This window comes from Flavobacterium sp. Sd200, assembly GCF_009826935.1.
Lineage (GTDB): Bacteria > Bacteroidota > Bacteroidia > Flavobacteriales > Flavobacteriaceae > Flavobacterium.
The window spans coordinates 146,702-163,861 of record NZ_WUMN01000005.1 but is presented as its reverse complement, the minus strand read 5'-3'; the positions used below and the strand labels follow the sequence as shown (position 1 = coordinate 163,861).

General features: G+C 39.8%; 10 protein-coding genes and 2 CRISPR repeat arrays. Of the genes, 7 read left to right on the top strand and 3 right to left on the bottom strand.

Going from position 1 to position 17,160, the window contains the following annotated elements:
* Positions 1–9 precede the first annotated feature (9 nt).
* The 5 genes from cas1 to GR160_RS14225 all read left to right on the top strand — a co-directional run bounded on the left by cas1 (position 10) and on the right by GR160_RS14225 (position 12,108).
* Positions 10–918, top strand: a complete 909-nt coding sequence (gene cas1 / locus GR160_RS14245; protein ID WP_160750561.1) for a type II CRISPR-associated endonuclease Cas1 — start codon at positions 10–12, stop codon at positions 916–918.
* Between the two features lie 6 nt (positions 919–924).
* Positions 925–1,272: a CRISPR-associated endonuclease Cas2 gene (gene cas2 / locus GR160_RS14240; protein ID WP_160750560.1), complete on the top strand. Its 348-nt coding sequence runs from the start codon at positions 925–927 to the stop codon at positions 1,270–1,272.
* A gap of 107 nt (positions 1,273–1,379) precedes the next feature.
* A CRISPR array of direct repeats spans positions 1,380–4,885; the repeat unit is 47 nt; unit sequence CCTGTGAATCATCTACTAAAGTACAATTTTTGAAAGCAATTCACAAC.
* Positions 4,886–5,915: 1,030 nt separating this feature from the next.
* Positions 5,916–6,347: direct repeats of the CRISPR family, unit length 47 nt; unit sequence CCTGTGAATCATCTACTAAAGTACAATTTTTGAAAGCAATTCACAAC.
* 556 nt (positions 6,348–6,903) lie between these two features.
* Positions 6,904–7,941 carry a ligase-associated DNA damage response exonuclease gene (locus GR160_RS14235; protein ID WP_160750559.1) on the top strand — a complete coding sequence of 346 codons (1,038 nt, stop codon included), beginning with the start codon at positions 6,904–6,906 and terminating at the stop codon, positions 7,939–7,941.
* The gene (locus GR160_RS14230; protein ID WP_160750558.1) at positions 7,938–9,542 is read left to right on the top strand and encodes an ATP-dependent DNA ligase; all 1,605 of its coding nucleotides are present in this window, start codon (positions 7,938–7,940) and stop codon (positions 9,540–9,542) included. Before GR160_RS14235 ends, GR160_RS14230 begins: the two co-directional genes overlap by 4 nt.
* A 106-nt stretch (positions 9,543–9,648) precedes the next feature.
* Positions 9,649–12,108 carry a ligase-associated DNA damage response DEXH box helicase gene (locus tag GR160_RS14225; protein ID WP_160750557.1) on the top strand — a complete coding sequence of 820 codons (2,460 nt, stop codon included), beginning with the start codon at positions 9,649–9,651 and terminating at the stop codon, positions 12,106–12,108.
* Between the two features lies 1 nt (position 12,109).
* Here the strand turns inward: GR160_RS14225 and GR160_RS14220 are convergent, their stop codons facing one another.
* Complete coding sequence (locus tag GR160_RS14220) at positions 12,110–12,313, bottom strand: YqaE/Pmp3 family membrane protein (protein ID WP_160750556.1); 204 nt, start codon at positions 12,311–12,313, stop codon at positions 12,110–12,112.
* Positions 12,314–12,408: 95 nt separating this feature from the next.
* Here GR160_RS14220 and pdeM point away from each other — a divergent pair, with 95 nt between their 5' ends.
* Together pdeM and GR160_RS14210 are read left to right on the top strand one after the other, a co-directional pair.
* On the top strand, positions 12,409–13,044 hold the full coding sequence (gene pdeM / locus GR160_RS14215) for a ligase-associated DNA damage response endonuclease PdeM (protein WP_160750555.1): 636 nt from the start codon (positions 12,409–12,411) through the stop codon (positions 13,042–13,044).
* A gap of 369 nt (positions 13,045–13,413) precedes the next feature.
* Positions 13,414–14,097, top strand: a complete 684-nt coding sequence (locus GR160_RS14210) for a hypothetical protein (protein ID WP_160750554.1) — start codon at positions 13,414–13,416, stop codon at positions 14,095–14,097.
* A gap of 174 nt (positions 14,098–14,271) precedes the next feature.
* On the opposite strand, the gene GR160_RS14205 is transcribed toward GR160_RS14210, so the two are convergent.
* Both GR160_RS14205 and GR160_RS14200 read right to left on the bottom strand, forming a co-directional pair.
* Positions 14,272–15,051 (bottom strand): phosphatase PAP2 family protein, encoded by a 780-nt coding sequence (locus GR160_RS14205; protein ID WP_160750553.1) that lies wholly within the window; start codon positions 15,049–15,051, stop codon positions 14,272–14,274.
* Between the two features lie 101 nt (positions 15,052–15,152).
* Positions 15,153–17,111 (bottom strand): LTA synthase family protein, encoded by a 1,959-nt coding sequence (locus GR160_RS14200; protein ID WP_160750552.1) that lies wholly within the window; start codon positions 17,109–17,111, stop codon positions 15,153–15,155.
* Positions 17,112–17,160 lie beyond the last annotated feature (49 nt).

Below are 17,160 nucleotides of genomic sequence, written 5' to 3'. Positions count from 1 at the left end.
AAGATAATTATGGTAAAACGTACGCTCTTTTTTGCCAACCCGGCTTATCTAAATACTAAGAATGAGCAACTGGTAGTTAATTTTCCTGATGAAGATAAGCCACCGGTTACGATCCCTATTGAAGATTTGGGTTATCTTGTGCTGGAACATCCGCAGATTACCCTTACTAATGGGCTTATCTGTAAGCTCATCGAAAATAAAACCTCTATAATAACTTGTGATAAGCAACATTTACCTAATGCCCTCTTACAACCCTTAACGGGGCATAGCGAACAGACCGAGCGATTCAGGCATCAGCTTAACTCCAGTGTGCCGCTTAAAAAGAACCTCTGGCAGCAAACCATTAGTGCGAAGATAAGTAATCAGGCATTCCATCTATCAGCAAGGAATAAAGATTCAAGAAAACTAATGCGCTGGGCTGATGAGGTAAAAAGTGGAGATACCGAAAACCACGAGGCTATTGCTGCAGCGCTGTATTTTCAGAGCCTTTTTAATCATGTTGAAGGGTTTAGCCGTAACCAAAAGGGTATAGCCCCAAACGGATTGCTAAATTATGGTTATGCCATATTGAGGGCCGTAACTGCCCGTGCACTGATAAGTACGGGTTTGTTACCATCGGTGGGGATTTTTCACAGCAATAAATACAACTCCTTTTGCCTTGCAGATGATATTATGGAACCCTACCGTATTTATGTAGATGCTCTAGTATATGATATTACGCATAGAGGTGGGGGCTATGAAGAGTTGACGCAACAGCTAAAGGCCGAACTGTTAACCATACCTGCTATGGACGTGGTTTTAGAAGGAAAGCGCAGCCCACTTATGGTGGCCATGAGCCGCACTACAAACAGCCTGTATGAATGTTACGCAGGCATAAGCAGGAAAATACTGTATCCGGTATTTGAAATTACAGTATGATGCCTTATGGAAGCCGATTACTATTCAAGGTTTAACCAATACCGTAGTATGTGGGTACTCGTTTTCTTTGATTTGCCTACCGAAACTAAAACAGAACGCAAAGCAGCTGGAAAGTTTAGGAAAGACCTGCTAGACGATGGTTTTACAATGTTTCAGTTTTCGATTTACCTGCGGTTTTGCCCCAGCCGGGAAAACGCCGATGTGCATACAAAACGGGTAAAACGCTTTTTGCCCAAACAGGGAAAAGTGGGTATTATGCAAATAACGGATAAGCAGTTTGGCATGATGGAAATATTTTATGCTCAAAAAGAAATGGCAAAAGATACACCTGGTCAACAACTTGAATTGTTTTAGGATTTAAAATTTGGGATTGTATATAAAGTGAAGAACAAAAAAGAGTGCTTTTTTTAATTCTAATTAAAAGTGTAAATGACAGGATACCAGTTTTTTATGTCGGGTATCCTGTGAATCATCTACTAAAGTACAATTTTTGAAAGCAATTCACAACATCCGGTTAGAAATTGCGAAAAAAACAAACCTGTGAATCATCTACTAAAGTACAATTTTTGAAAGCAATTCACAACAGTAGCCTACAAAGCTCTTGATAAGCGTTACCTGTGAATCATCTACTAAAGTACAATTTTTGAAAGCAATTCACAACTCTGCTGTACCTGATCCCTCAGACCATGGCCCTGTGAATCATCTACTAAAGTACAATTTTTGAAAGCAATTCACAACTGCCGCTGAGTGACAGCCGACCAGCGATACCTGTGAATCATCTACTAAAGTACAATTTTTGAAAGCAATTCACAACATTGCAATCGGCAAACACAATGCTAAAATACCTGTGAATCATCTACTAAAGTACAATTTTTGAAAGCAATTCACAACATTCACAAGAGCGTTATCCAGAATTTAAGCCTGTGAATCATCTACTAAAGTACAATTTTTGAAAGCAATTCACAACCAAAAGGGTTATCAATTAATTGCTTTGGCACCTGTGAATCATCTACTAAAGTACAATTTTTGAAAGCAATTCACAACCCGAGGTTATTGCATGGATTAACAGCACGCCCTGTGAATCATCTACTAAAGTACAATTTTTGAAAGCAATTCACAACGGACATAGTTATCAAGGTGCTCAGGGTTGTACCTGTGAATCATCTACTAAAGTACAATTTTTGAAAGCAATTCACAACAAGGTCAATGTTATCATCGTAGTCATAAACCCTGTGAATCATCTACTAAAGTACAATTTTTGAAAGCAATTCACAACACCAGCATTAAAAATATAGCTCAAACGCTGCCTGTGAATCATCTACTAAAGTACAATTTTTGAAAGCAATTCACAACCTAGTGGTCAAGAAATGATTAGTGGGAACACCTGTGAATCATCTACTAAAGTACAATTTTTGAAAGCAATTCACAACAGCGCAAACTGTGTTGGAGATAAGAAAAAACCTGTGAATCATCTACTAAAGTACAATTTTTGAAAGCAATTCACAACTGTATTTCAATATATTAGACGACAAGACACCTGTGAATCATCTACTAAAGTACAATTTTTGAAAGCAATTCACAACCTGCACTGACTGTGGTTGTATCAGTTGTACCTGTGAATCATCTACTAAAGTACAATTTTTGAAAGCAATTCACAACGAAAACACTTAATTCCTTTTTTCTACAAGGCCTGTGAATCATCTACTAAAGTACAATTTTTGAAAGCAATTCACAACAAGTAGCGGCCATTGCTATAGCCGGCATTACCTGTGAATCATCTACTAAAGTACAATTTTTGAAAGCAATTCACAACGCAGTGCTTTAGATTGTTTTAAAGGCTTTCCCTGTGAATCATCTACTAAAGTACAATTTTTGAAAGCAATTCACAACCCAAAGGGCGTCAAAAGACAGGTCGGGCGGCCTGTGAATCATCTACTAAAGTACAATTTTTGAAAGCAATTCACAACAGGGTTCTTAAAGTCATACACCTCATGTCCCCTGTGAATCATCTACTAAAGTACAATTTTTGAAAGCAATTCACAACCAGTCAAATTAACCTTTTTGAAGTATGATACCTGTGAATCATCTACTAAAGTACAATTTTTGAAAGCAATTCACAACTAGCCTCAAAAATAGAATTATTAAGCAGTACCTGTGAATCATCTACTAAAGTACAATTTTTGAAAGCAATTCACAACACCTACGCTTCTACCCATTTGAGCAACTGCCCTGTGAATCATCTACTAAAGTACAATTTTTGAAAGCAATTCACAACAGACAGGTAAATATAGTAAACATTCACTTGCCTGTGAATCATCTACTAAAGTACAATTTTTGAAAGCAATTCACAACCTCAAACTCGTTTTCTTTTCCATCAGGAATCCTGTGAATCATCTACTAAAGTACAATTTTTGAAAGCAATTCACAACTGGCGCTGAAAATACAGGAGGTGTACTTTGCCTGTGAATCATCTACTAAAGTACAATTTTTGAAAGCAATTCACAACTAGTCTCTCCGTCGTTAGCCTCAGCATCAACCTGTGAATCATCTACTAAAGTACAATTTTTGAAAGCAATTCACAACAGACACAAGGACAAAAACAGAGGATTTACTCCTGTGAATCATCTACTAAAGTACAATTTTTGAAAGCAATTCACAACATCGCGTTTTCGGGGCTTGGTAATGGCTGCCCTGTGAATCATCTACTAAAGTACAATTTTTGAAAGCAATTCACAACAAAAGTCATTTGATTGGGTTGCAAAAAATACCTGTGAATCATCTACTAAAGTACAATTTTTGAAAGCAATTCACAACCTATATCCCCGTTAGCGTCTGTCAACGCTTCCTGTGAATCATCTACTAAAGTACAATTTTTGAAAGCAATTCACAACACCTAGCAACTGAAATTGACCAAATTAAAGCCTGTGAATCATCTACTAAAGTACAATTTTTGAAAGCAATTCACAACCAACCTCCTTAGAGGTTGCAGATTTATCCCCCTGTGAATCATCTACTAAAGTACAATTTTTGAAAGCAATTCACAACAAAAAAAACTTTTTTATTGTGGTGTGGCGGCCTGTGAATCATCTACTAAAGTACAATTTTTGAAAGCAATTCACAACGCAGTTAGTGACGATGTTTCAGGAAGTGAACCTGTGAATCATCTACTAAAGTACAATTTTTGAAAGCAATTCACAACTGAACATCCTTCTTACACAAATTCCTGTAGCCTGTGAATCATCTACTAAAGTACAATTTTTGAAAGCAATTCACAACAGGATGGTTTGTGATAAGCCCCGGCAATACCTGTGAATCATCTACTAAAGTACAATTTTTGAAAGCAATTCACAACACATCTTCGCTTCCTATAATATCATATCTCCCTGTGAATCATCTACTAAAGTACAATTTTTGAAAGCAATTCACAACTAAGAGATATATGGAAATACGGAATATGCCCTGTGAATCATCTACTAAAGTACAATTTTTGAAAGCAATTCACAACCAGACTTAGAAACGGAGACAGAATAGCACTCCTGTGAATCATCTACTAAAGTACAATTTTTGAAAGCAATTCACAACGGGTTCAATGTCAAAGGGAACTGTGCCATCCCTGTGAATCATCTACTAAAGTACAATTTTTGAAAGCAATTCACAACCAAAATTCATGATACACCTGCCTTGGTCTGCCTGTGAATCATCTACTAAAGTACAATTTTTGAAAGCAATTCACAACCAGAGCATGTTTATACCGAACCTTTAAACTCCTGTGAATCATCTACTAAAGTACAATTTTTGAAAGCAATTCACAACTGTTAAAGGCTTTGCAAACGGTTGGCACCGCCTGTGAATCATCTACTAAAGTACAATTTTTGAAAGCAATTCACAACATAACAGTTAAAGGGGTTGAGATAATACCTCCTGTGAATCATCTACTAAAGTACAATTTTTGAAAGCAATTCACAACAGCAACGAATACAGAGCATTGTCGAATGCTCCTGTGAATCATCTACTAAAGTACAATTTTTGAAAGCAATTCACAACAAAAAACTTTTTTATTGTAGTGTGGCGGTCCCTGTGAATCATCTACTAAAGTACAATTTTTGAAAGCAATTCACAACGAAATTTTGCAGAAGACGCGCATGGGCGCCCTGTGAATCATCTACTAAAGTACAATTTTTGAAAGCAATTCACAACTAATACCATCTGTACCGTTCTGTATAGCACCCTGTGAATCATCTACTAAAGTACAATTTTTGAAAGCAATTCACAACAAAAAAACTTTTTTATTGTAGTGTGGCGGTCCTGTGAATCATCTACTAAAGTACAATTTTTGAAAGCAATTCACAACACTAAGCGCATGAGTTGAGTAAAACTTATCCCTGTGAATCATCTACTAAAGTACAATTTTTGAAAGCAATTCACAACTTAGTATTTATTTTAAACAGAACACCGCACCCTGTGAATCATCTACTAAAGTACAATTTTTGAAAGCAATTCACAACGAGTTCAACGCAGGACGGGTCGTGAAATGTCCTGTGAATCATCTACTAAAGTACAATTTTTGAAAGCAATTCACAACGCAATCAATCGATGAAACAGCAGTTAATGACCTGTGAATCATCTACTAAAGTACAATTTTTGAAAGCAATTCACAACCTAAGGATTTGCTCCTTTTTTGCCCGCTCTCCTGTGAATCATCTACTAAAGTACAATTTTTGAAAGCAATTCACAACAACAGCTTAGGGATAGAGGATTAGATTTTTCCTGTGAATCATCTACTAAAGTACAATTTTTGAAAGCAATTCACAACGAAAAAATAACTCTACATTTGACGTACGTTCCTGTGAATCATCTACTAAAGTACAATTTTTGAAAGCAATTCACAACTTATTTTATTTTGTTATTGTATTTTTTGTGCCTGTGAATCATCTACTAAAGTACAATTTTTGAAAGCAATTCACAACTTAGGTATTTGCTCCTTTTTTTAGCCCGACCCTGTGAATCATCTACTAAAGTACAATTTTTGAAAGCAATTCACAACCGCTGAACAGGAGCGATTGGCCGCCAAGGACCTGTGAATCATCTACTAAAGTACAATTTTTGAAAGCAATTCACAACCCGTTCTATGGAACACCTCAGTTATAATGTCCTGTGAATCATCTACTAAAGTACAATTTTTGAAAGCAATTCACAACAACGATGGTTAGGCTGTGTTTTTAGCAGCACCTGTGAATCATCTACTAAAGTACAATTTTTGAAAGCAATTCACAACCCTGCTGATGACACTAAAACAAACATATATCCTGTGAATCATCTACTAAAGTACAATTTTTGAAAGCAATTCACAACAACATCTGAAAAACTACTCCTGTGGGCTGTCCTGTGAATCATCTACTAAAGTACAATTTTTGAAAGCAATTCACAACATACATAAAATATCAAAAGGCTAAAATGAACCTGTGAATCATCTACTAAAGTACAATTTTTGAAAGCAATTCACAACCTATTGCTTTTTTAGAATCGGAGGCCGCTTCCTGTGAATCATCTACTAAAGTACAATTTTTGAAAGCAATTCACAACATAATGGAAAAAATAAAATGGCTAACAGAACCTGTGAATCATCTACTAAAGTACAATTTTTGAAAGCAATTCACAACATTAACGATGTTTTGACCACCTGCATAACCCTGTGAATCATCTACTAAAGTACAATTTTTGAAAGCAATTCACAGGTGTAAGCTTTACATCGTAAGCTGCTTTCACCTGTGAATCATCTACTAAAGTACAATTTTTGAAAGCAATTTACGATACAGTTTAGCTAACGCTACAAAATGTAGTAAACCCCTTTCAGGAAACTGAAAGGTTTTTTTACTTATATATTACAGCCTACACTTTAAAAAGGAAAACAACCGTTAAAATTTCTACAACCGCCATGCATCATAGTATTCTCCCTTTGTAACTTTAAGAGTTCAAAACTACGCTATGAAACAGCCCCTGCTGGCATTTAACGATAAAGGCATTTACTGCGCACAGGCCGATGTGTACCTCGACCCATGGCGTGCAGTGCCTAAAGCCATTATTACCCACGGGCACAGCGACCACTCCCGTTATGGGCATGGCAGTTATATAACCCACCACATGAACGTGCCCATTATACTACACCGCTTGGGCAACATTAACGTTAGCGGCAAGGCATGGGGCGAAACTTTTACCATAAATGGGGTTACGTTCAGTTTTCATCCTGCCGGGCATATTATAGGGAGCGCACAAATTCGGGTAGAATATAAAGGCGAAGTGTGGGTATTTACAGGCGATTACAAAACCGAAGACGACGGAATTTCTACCGCATATGAAGTGGTAAAATGCCACACCTTTATTACCGAAAATACTTTTGGCCTGCCCTGTTTTAAATGGACGCCACAGGCAGAGGTAATGAACGACATAAATAACTGGTGGGCACAAAACAAAGCCGATGGGCAAACATCGGTACTCTTTGGCTATACCCTTGGTAAAGCGCAACGGTTGCTTAAATACCTCGACCCATCTATAGGCAAAATATATACCCACGGCGCGGTAGAGAACATGACGCAAATACTCCGCCAAATGGTGGATTTTCCCGAAACCACCCTTATAACCCGCGAAACTAAAAAAGAAGACCTGCTGGGCAACATTGTACTGGCACCACCCAGCGCGCACGGCACTCCGTGGATACGAAAAATGACACCTTATGTTACAGGGGCGGCCAGCGGATGGATGGCATTTCGCGGAGCAAGGCGCAGGCGTGCCATAGACCGGGGGTTTGTGCTGAGCGACCATTGCGACTGGGCAGGACTGCTGGAAAGCATACAAGCCACCGGTGCCGAAAAAATTATATGTACCCACGGCTACAGCGATATCTTCAGTACATATTTGCGTGAGCTGGGTTATGACGCCCGTACCGAACATACCCAATATGAAGGCGATGAGGGCGAAAGCGATAAAGAAGCCGAAACCGTTTCGGAGGAAGGGGATGTGGTATGAAGCTCTTTGCCGAACTTATAAAAACGTTAGACAGTAGTAACAAGACAAACGTAAAGGTCGATGCCCTTACGCAATACTTTCGCACAGCAAGCAATAGTGATAAGGTATGGACTATTGCCATACTGTCGCACCGCAGGCCACCGCGCCCGATTAATACCAACCTATTACGGCTTTGGGCTGCCGAACTCGCCCATATTCCGTTATGGCTGTTTGAAGACAGTTACCACATAGTGGGCGACCTTGCCGAAACCATTGCCCTGGTCATCCCTGCGTCTAAAAATCATTCTGATAAAACCCTTACCGAGTTTGTACAGGAAATGATTACCCTGAAGAAGAAAACCGATGAGGAGAAAAAAGCCTACCTGCATACTAACTGGCTCACCCTGAATTATTACGAACGTTTTGTATTTACCAAGCTCATTACCGGAAGTTTCCGCATTGGCGTAAGCCAAAATCTAATGACCCGCGCACTGGGCAAAGCTACTGGTGTAAATGAAGATATACTCGCCTACAAGCTCATGGGTGAATGGAATCCCTCAACCGTTAGCTTTGAAGATTTGGTGCTCAATGAAAAAGAGGAGGATAATCTGAGCCGCCCTTACCCGTTTTATCTTGCACATGCCGTTGAGGGCGAACCGCAGGATTTAGGCAACGTTACCGAATGGAGTGCCGAACATAAATGGGACGGTATCCGTAGTCAAACGATTATACGCAACGGTGAAATGTTTATATGGAGCCGTGGCGAAGAACTTGTTACGGACAAGTATCCGGAATTTAACACTTTTCTAAATGTTATCCCAAATGGTACTGTGATGGATGGAGAAATACTGCCCTGGATTAATAATGCTATAGGTTCGTTTAACGACCTGCAAACCCGCATTGGACGTAAGACCGTAACTCCTGCATTGCTCAAAAAAACTCCAGTTATAATCCGCGCGTATGATTTGTTGGAGTGGGAGGGGAGAGACATCCGAAACCTGCCGTATATTGAACGTAGGGAACTGTTGGAAGAGCTGTACCACAGCGTAAAAGATTATGCTTTACCATTGCAACTATCTGAAAGAATACAACTTGATAACTGGGAACACGCCTTGCACGAAAAAGCAAAGGCACGCGAACTGCGCAGCGAGGGGCTTATGTTTAAACGGAACGATTCGGTTTATGGTGTAGGCCGTAAAAAAGGCGACTGGTGGAAATGGAAACTCGACCCTTTTAGTATCGATGCCGTGCTTACATACGCCATGAGGGGCAGCGGTCGCCGTGCTAACCTGTTTACCGATTATACCTTTGCTCTTTGGGAAGATAAAGAAGACGGCACCCGCGAGCTTGTAACTTTCGCAAAAGCCTATTCCGGTTTAACCGATGCTGAGTTTCGCATGGTAGACGATTACATTAAGAAAAATACACTGGAGCGTTTCGGACCCGTGCGCAGCGTTACCCCTAAGCTGGTTTTTGAAATCGGGTTTGAAGGCATAGCATTTTCCGGAAGGCATAAAAGCGGTGTGGCTACTCGGTTTCCACGTATCCTCCGCTGGCGCCATGACAAAACCATTGAAGAAGCAAACAGCATAGAGGATTTGAAAGAGATGATACCGAAATAAGTCATAAAGTTTGAAAGTCGAAAGTTTATAAAGTTAGCTTCACTCGACTGAGTTTTTGCGGCCTGACAAACCTGAAACTTTCAAACTTGAAACCTTAAACTAAAAAATGAACAGGGAACAACTTTTCAACATAGCGCAAAATTGGTTTACGGCCCGTGGCTGGAGGCCTTTCCCATTTCAGCAGCAAACGTGGACGGCTTTTTTGCAGGGCAAAAATGGCCTGCTTAACGCTCCTACGGGGAGTGGTAAAACCTATGCACTGTGGTTTCCGGTGGTGCTGAACTACATTAAAAACAATCCCGACTATAAAACCAAACACAAACCCGGCCTGAAAGCCATTTGGATTACGCCGCTGCGCGCATTATCGGTAGAAATAAAACAGGCCGCACAACGTGTTGCTGATGAACTTGGCACGCAACTCACCGTGGGTATCCGTACAGGCGATACAACGGCAGCAGACAGGGCGAAACAAAAAAAGACAATCCCTGACCTGCTTATTACCACTCCCGAAAGTATGCAGCTTATGCTGGCTTCTAAAGACTATGCTGGTGTATTTAAAACCTGTGGCGCGATTATTATAGACGAGTGGCACGAACTGCTGGGCACCAAGCGCGGCGTTCAGGTAGAACTGGCTTTGAGTCGGCTGAAAACCGTTGCTCCAAAAATGCGCATTTGGGGCATTTCGGCAACCATAGGTAATTTGCAGCAGGCCATGGAAGTGCTGCTGGGACCGCGATCGGAAGCATTGGAAAACAGTGTGCTCATTCGGGCGCACATCAACAAAAAAATAAATGTCCATTCCATCATCCCCGAAAAAATGGATGCCTACCCCTGGCGCGGGCACATGGGGCTGCACCTTGTGGATGAAGTGGCAGGCATTATTAAAAAAAGCAAAACCACACTGGTGTTTACCAATGTGCGCGGTGCGTGCGAAATTTGGTATCAGGCGCTACTGGAAAAGCACCCTGAATTTGCAGGCGAAATTGCCATGCACCATGGCAGCATTGCTAAAGAAACCCGCCTTTGGGTAGAACAGGCCATTCGCGATGAGCGCCTTAAAGCCGTAGTATGTACCAGCAGCCTGGATTTGGGAGTAGATTTCGCTCCGGTAGAAACGGTTATACAGGTGGGTGGCCCCAAAGGCGTGGCACGTTTTTTACAGCGTGCCGGGCGTAGCGGCCACCGCCCGGGACAGGAAAGCAACGTACACTTTTTAGCCACGCACGCTATTGAGTTGGTTGAAGCCTCGGCATTGCGGCGTGCGGTAAAAGATACCGTAGTAGAAGACCGCGTGCCATACCTTAACAGTTGGGATGTGTTGGTGCAGTACCTTGTAACGCTTGCTGTGAGCGATGGCTTTTACCCTAAAGATATTTTTAAAGAAGTGCAGGGTACGTTCTGCTATCAGGCCATGACCGATGCCGACTGGCAGTTTTGCCTGAACTTTATAACCCGCGGTAGCCAGAGCCTGCAGGCCTATGATGAATATAAAAAAGTTGAAATCGAGGCCGATGGTAAGTTTAAAGTCAACAATCGCGGCATTGCGCTGCGCCACCGTATGCAGATAGGCACCATTGTAAGCGATGGGGTTTTGAATGTGAAGTTTATGGGAGGCGGTTATATTGGTTCTATAGAGGAATGGTTTATATCAAAACTGAACCCCGGCGATACGTTTATTTTTGCCGGGCGAAAACTGGAACTTTACCGTGTAAAAAATATGGAAGTACTGGTGCGCCTTGCCAGCCCCGGGGCTAAGGCAAAACACGCCAGCTGGATGGGCGGGCGACTTACCCTTTCGGCACAAATGAGCGAACTGCTTCGGGAAGAATTGTATTCTGCCAATACCGATACACAAACACCTGAACTGAAAGCGTTGTTACCCGTTTTTACGCGGCAGCGCAAAGAGAGTATTGTGCCTAACGACAGCCAGTTTCTTATAGAAACCTTCAAAACCCGGGAGGGCTACCATGCCATTTTTTATCCGTTTGAAGGCCGCTATGTGCATGAAGCCCTTGCGAGCTTAATGGCGTATCGCATTAGTTTGCTTACACCCATCACGTTTTCTTTAGCATACAACGACTATGGTTTTGAACTGCTCAGCGACAAGGAAATAGACATGCAACAGGTTTTGGATAACGACCTTTTTACACCCACACACCTGCACACTGATTTACAGCACAGCCTTAATGCTACCGAAATGGCACGGCGCAAGTTTAGGGATATTGCGGTTATAGCAGGATTGGTTTTTACAGGCTATCCGGGTAAGGTGGTTAAGGCCAAGCACCTGCAAAGTGGCAGCCAGCTTATTTTTGAGGTATTTAGGGACTATGAGCCAAACAACCTTTTGTTTCAGCAGGCGTATAGAGAAACCTTTGAACACCAGCTTGAAGAAGGGCGTTTGCTCCTTGCATTAGAACGGATACAACACCAGGAAGTGGTTTGGAAACAATGTGAAAAGCCTACACCGTTCAGCTTCCCGATTATTACTGACAGGTTACGGGAACGTTTGTCAAGCGAAACGCTGGCAGAAAGGATAAAAAAGATGACGGCGAGTTATATGAAATGAATTATCTGTTTCTATTCATTGCTCTTATTATTTTACTTGTCCTCCTGTCTGCATACATCCTGTTAAGAGATGTAAAAGCCCATATAAATGCCGGAATCCATCCTATAAGGGTCAATTGCAGAATAAGGCAACAAATACCGCTTATTATTTTTCCCTGAAAAAATAATGATAACCATGGGAAGAAGAAAGCAATTATATATCTCATATTGGTTGGGCTTAAATATATTATTACGCTAAAATATAAAGTAATTCAAAAATGTAATAATCATTTCTCGCAATAATATAGATATCATAATTTAAATGACATTTGAAATAAATATAAAAGACCAAAACTTTATCCTGCATTGCTCCGGTGCGGTGTACTGGGTACAACGGCGTTTGTTGCTTATCAGCGATGCACATTTGGGCAAGGTAAGCCATTTCCGTAAGTTCGGGGCGGCCATACCAAGTGGTGTTATTCATAAAAATTTTCTTAAGCTTGATGAAGTAATAGCCTATTTTAATCCTGAGAGCATTTGCTTTTTAGGCGACCTCTTTCACAGTTCGCTTAACCTTGAATGGGATTTGTTTAGCAATTGGGTAAGCAAAACCAACCTGCCTATTGTACTGATTGCTGGTAACCACGACATCATTAATCCCAAAAAATATGAAGCACTGGGCATTAAAACCGTTAGCGAATGGGCTACCGAAGACGGTTTCCTGCTTACCCACCACCCAGAAACTCGCGAGGGTTATTTCACGTTTTGTGGGCATATTCACCCGGCAGTTAGGCTACGGGGCATGGGTAGGCAGGTACTCAAACTGCCTTGTTTTTTTATGAGCGAAAATCAAATGATATTACCTGCTTTTGGAGAATTTACAGGGACTCATGTGATGCAACCTACTGAGGATAATATGGTCTATGTAATTGTTAATGATGGGGTGGTTAAACTATAATTTAGATGCAAAATCTTAGTTGCTAAAATCTTTTATCCTGAGTAATTTTTTTAAATCCTTTTCAAAATAGTTAGATATTTTTTGGGCATCGTTACGAGTAAAATAAGGGCTTTCATAGAAATCTGAAAGCTCTTTGTATTTCTTGCTAAAACAATGCTAAAACATTTTGTGATATGCGTAATCTCAGCGATAATCACCAATACTTACTTTTTTAGCTGCTAATTTATTCATTAACTTAATTTTAAAAGTTCAACAATAATTTTTTTTACAACAATATTCAACCGTAGTTCTATTTTTGTGTAGTATTGTAGAACATTAGTTGACCAAGCATAACACTGTATTAACTAATACCAACATCATTCTGACATCATGAAAAATTCCCTTACATTTTTCGAGAAATGCTCTGTTAGCGCATCTCTCAATGATTTAGCTTATCGCGATTATATAGCAGCGCGGTTTCTTCTAAATAATGAATTTGTAGTTCAAGGACTTACTCTAGCGAGTACAGCTGTAGAAAAGTATCTAAAATCTATAATAGTATTTCATTCTATAGAGGACAAAAATTATCATTATCATTTTGACAATCTTCAAAAACTAAAGAATGCTTTGGCAAACATCTATGACATCACAGAGAGATTCGATCCGGGTTTCTTATCCATACTCGAAAAGGCTTATAAGATTAGATATTACGATAGATTAAACAATCAAATCCTAATCGGAATATATGTAAATCAATTCATTGGAGAATTGGATGCTACAATTCACGATTTAGAGATATTCATTGCGAAGACACAAAACGGGAATAATAAATTTTCGAATTATTGGCGAGCGGTCGAACAAAATGAACCAAATCTTTACATGAATAACTACCTTCTAAATAAATTGGATAAAAAAGAGTTTATGGAGACACCAGGTTTCGCATTCTCAATTCATATACAAGCAGGAACTTCGGCAATCGGTTTTGAGGAAACAGTGAGAAGCAAAGAGGTTGCAACTCTGTATGAAGGATCTTTAACAACATTTGACGAATTTCAAAATAATTGGGGTATGTAATAATTCAACCTCTTAGATTACGGGTTCGACTCCCGTCTTCGCTACAGGAAGATACAAAACCCCTGTTGCGACAGGGATTTTACTCTTTTACCACTTTTTAGATGTGTTTTATTTGAAATTGGAATCTAACCGACAACCTTAAAAAAATCCATGTAAAATCTATGGCTTTTCTTGTTAAAATGTTTTTACAAAACCTATTCCTGCATTTTTACCATCATAAAATGGCATAATAAAGGATGTGGGGTGTGTTTCTTCTTTTTTGCCGAATAAAGTTTTACTGATGAAAGGATTTACCCAATAGGCAATCTTAGTGCTTAATATACCAATACCTGCTCCAGCTGCTACATCGGTAAGCCAGTGGCGGTTATTGTATATCCTGAATATTCCTGTGCCTGTTGCAACCGCATATCCGGTAATACCATACCAAACCGATTTATCTTTATATTCCTGCCATAAAAATTCTGCTCCGGCAAAGGCGGTTGCAGTATGCCCGGAAGGGAAAGAGTTTTTAGATGTACCATCGGGGCGTTCTATATGCGATATTGATTTTAAAGCAAAAACAGTACTGCTCATAATAACATAAGAGGTGGCGAGCATAACACCTCTGTCTCGAAGGCTGTGCTTTGCCTTTACGCCAAAAGCATCGAGGGCAAATACTGATGCAGCAGGTGCCCACTGGCTAAAATCGTCTATAGACGTTTTTTGATCTATGTCTTCTTTTACTTCTTCCCTTATCTGTGTGTTAAAACTTTTCAGTTGATCACTTTCTATGCCTATAACGCCATAGCCTATAAGTATAGAGGGTATAATAAGCTGTTTGTAATTAAACTTAAGTTTTTGTATGGTATCAACTTTTACGCTGTCTTGTACAGCATAAGTTTTTACAGTGTCAGCCTGTGCATTGCAAAGTTGTGCGGTTAGAAGGCAGGCGAATAAAATTACGGCATTTCTCATGGTAAGGGAATTTAAAGAGTTAGCGTAATTTTATTTCATAATGTGGCGTTGTTTTTTAGCTAAAGTCTGTACTGATTTTGAATTTTTCCTGAACAGTGATATTATTTCAGGAGCTTGTGGTTGAAAAGATAGTCGGCTGTTTGGTACCAGGCAATGGTTTCCTCTAAAAATGATTGTTCCATAGGCAAAGCGTTCAGGCTGTTGTCATTTTTGTTCCAGGAATAAAAAGCCTGCCTGCGCTGGTCAGACAAAATCATTACTTTATTCTGTTTCATTAATGTCAGCTTACGGTATGTACCCATGAGCGAACGTTCCTCGAATTCATTTCTAAGCACATTCTTTCCAAAGAAATCCGACTCATAATTCCAGTGCAGTAAACCAAACAGTGTTGGAAAGAGGTCTATCTGTGAGCAAAGCTTATTAACTTTTTGATTGTCACTTTCGGGCAGGTTCACAATGAGGGCTGGTATGTGATAGTTAGCCACATCTATTTCGTCTTTACCGGCACTACTGGCGCAGTGGTCTGCAATAATTACAAATACCGTATTTTTAAACCAGGGCTTTGTTTTGGCTTTAGCGAAAAGCTCACGCAATGCAAAATCAGTATATTTAACTGCGCCCGAACGCCCTGTGCCCGATGGAATATCAATTTTTCCGGACGGATAAGTATAGGGTCTGTGGTTAGAGGTGGTCATTACAAAATTGAAAAACGGTTGCCCCGTAGCATATTGTTTATCTGCCACTTTAAGCATTTTATTAAAAATATCTTGGTCGCAAATGCCCCATGCGTTTTCAAAGGTTACCTCGTTGTCTTCAATGTGATTGCGCACGGCCTGATTTTTATCGCTAAGCACGCTGCCGTGCCCGCGGTCGTAAATAGTAAAACCGTTACCTCCAAAATAGGCGTTCATATTATCAAAGTAACCATCTCCTCCATAAAAAAAGTTGCTGTCATATCCTTTAGCTTTAAACACGCTGTTTACAGTATAAAGGTTTGCGTTATCCGGGCGTTTTACAATGCTTTGCCCCGGTGTAGGCGGAATACAAAGAGTTACGGCTTCCATGCCTCGAACAGTTCGCGTACCGGTGGCATACAGGTTATTGAAAAAAAAACTTTTTTGCGCAAGGCTGTCCAGAAATGGGGTAATATTTTCGGTATTGCCAAATTCTTTCATAAAACTGCCGCTTAGGCTTTCAACCAATATGAACACGATATTTTTCTTTTCTTCAGAGGGGAAGTTGTCTGTTATTGTGCGGTGTATTGAATAATTTTTCTTGATATAAATAGCATTATCTCCTCCAAGTTTTTTACGTATAAAGCTGAATGCTTTATTGTTGTCTATTTGTGTATAAAACTCGGTATATTTCATTTGATTATTGCGGAAAGCAGCAAAAAATGAATAGATGCCGGATTTAGATATTTCAGAATTATAGCGGTTGCTGCTCCATTCGGCCATGCTGTTGTTTATAAAAAAGCCGAAAATAAATGCTGTAACCAGAGTTAATCCCAGTGTGTACAGACGCTGCTTTAATGCCGCCTTTATTGTAAAAGAAATAGTAAAAGCACCACTTTTATAAAATAAAAACAATATGCCACCACTTATTAATAAAACTCCGCCTATAAGTAAAGGCAACGGATAGGATTGGTTAATGTTTGCAACCACCTCATGGGTATAAATGAGATAATCAACGGCTATAAAGTTAAAACGTGTTTTAAATTCATCCCAAAAAGTAATCTCGGCAAAAAAAGTAAATACAATAATGATTACAGTAAGTGAAGTAAAGAACCAGATCAACGTTTTATCTGCCCAACTGCCTGCAAAACGGTTTGGCGTTAGCGTGTAGTAAATAACCGCAGGTATGCATACAAAGGCTACTGTGCCTAAGTCAAAAAAAAGGCCGGTAAGCAACGTTTGTAATACATTTAATATATTCCACGAAACCTCATCATATTGCCAGATGAAGAAGCAAACCCTCAGCAACTGGCAAACGACAAGGAACCAACCAACAAAATGCACTAAAACCGAAAATCTACCCGATTTATTTAATTTCTGAAACATTGCAGACTAAATTTATGATGCAAGTTTCTAACCCAATTTTGAATTAAAT

Excerpts from the sequence above, each read along its gene's own strand:
- cas1 (WP_160750561.1), top strand. The coding sequence starts at position 10 with ATGGTAAAACGTACGCTCTTTTTTGCCAACCCGGCTTATCTAAATACT.
- cas2 (WP_160750560.1), top strand. The coding sequence starts at position 925 with ATGGAAGCCGATTACTATTCAAGGTTTAACCAATACCGTAGTATGTGG.
- GR160_RS14235 (WP_160750559.1), top strand. The coding sequence starts at position 6,904 with ATGAAACAGCCCCTGCTGGCATTTAACGATAAAGGCATTTACTGCGCA.
- GR160_RS14230 (WP_160750558.1), top strand. The coding sequence starts at position 7,938 with ATGAAGCTCTTTGCCGAACTTATAAAAACGTTAGACAGTAGTAACAAG.
- GR160_RS14225 (WP_160750557.1), top strand. The coding sequence starts at position 9,649 with ATGAACAGGGAACAACTTTTCAACATAGCGCAAAATTGGTTTACGGCC.
- GR160_RS14220 (WP_160750556.1), bottom strand. The coding sequence starts at position 12,313 with ATGAGATATATAATTGCTTTCTTCTTCCCATGGTTATCATTATTTTTT.
- pdeM (WP_160750555.1), top strand. The coding sequence starts at position 12,409 with ATGACATTTGAAATAAATATAAAAGACCAAAACTTTATCCTGCATTGC.
- GR160_RS14210 (WP_160750554.1), top strand. The coding sequence starts at position 13,414 with ATGAAAAATTCCCTTACATTTTTCGAGAAATGCTCTGTTAGCGCATCT.
- GR160_RS14205 (WP_160750553.1), bottom strand. The coding sequence starts at position 15,051 with ATGAGAAATGCCGTAATTTTATTCGCCTGCCTTCTAACCGCACAACTT.
- GR160_RS14200 (WP_160750552.1), bottom strand. The coding sequence starts at position 17,111 with ATGTTTCAGAAATTAAATAAATCGGGTAGATTTTCGGTTTTAGTGCAT.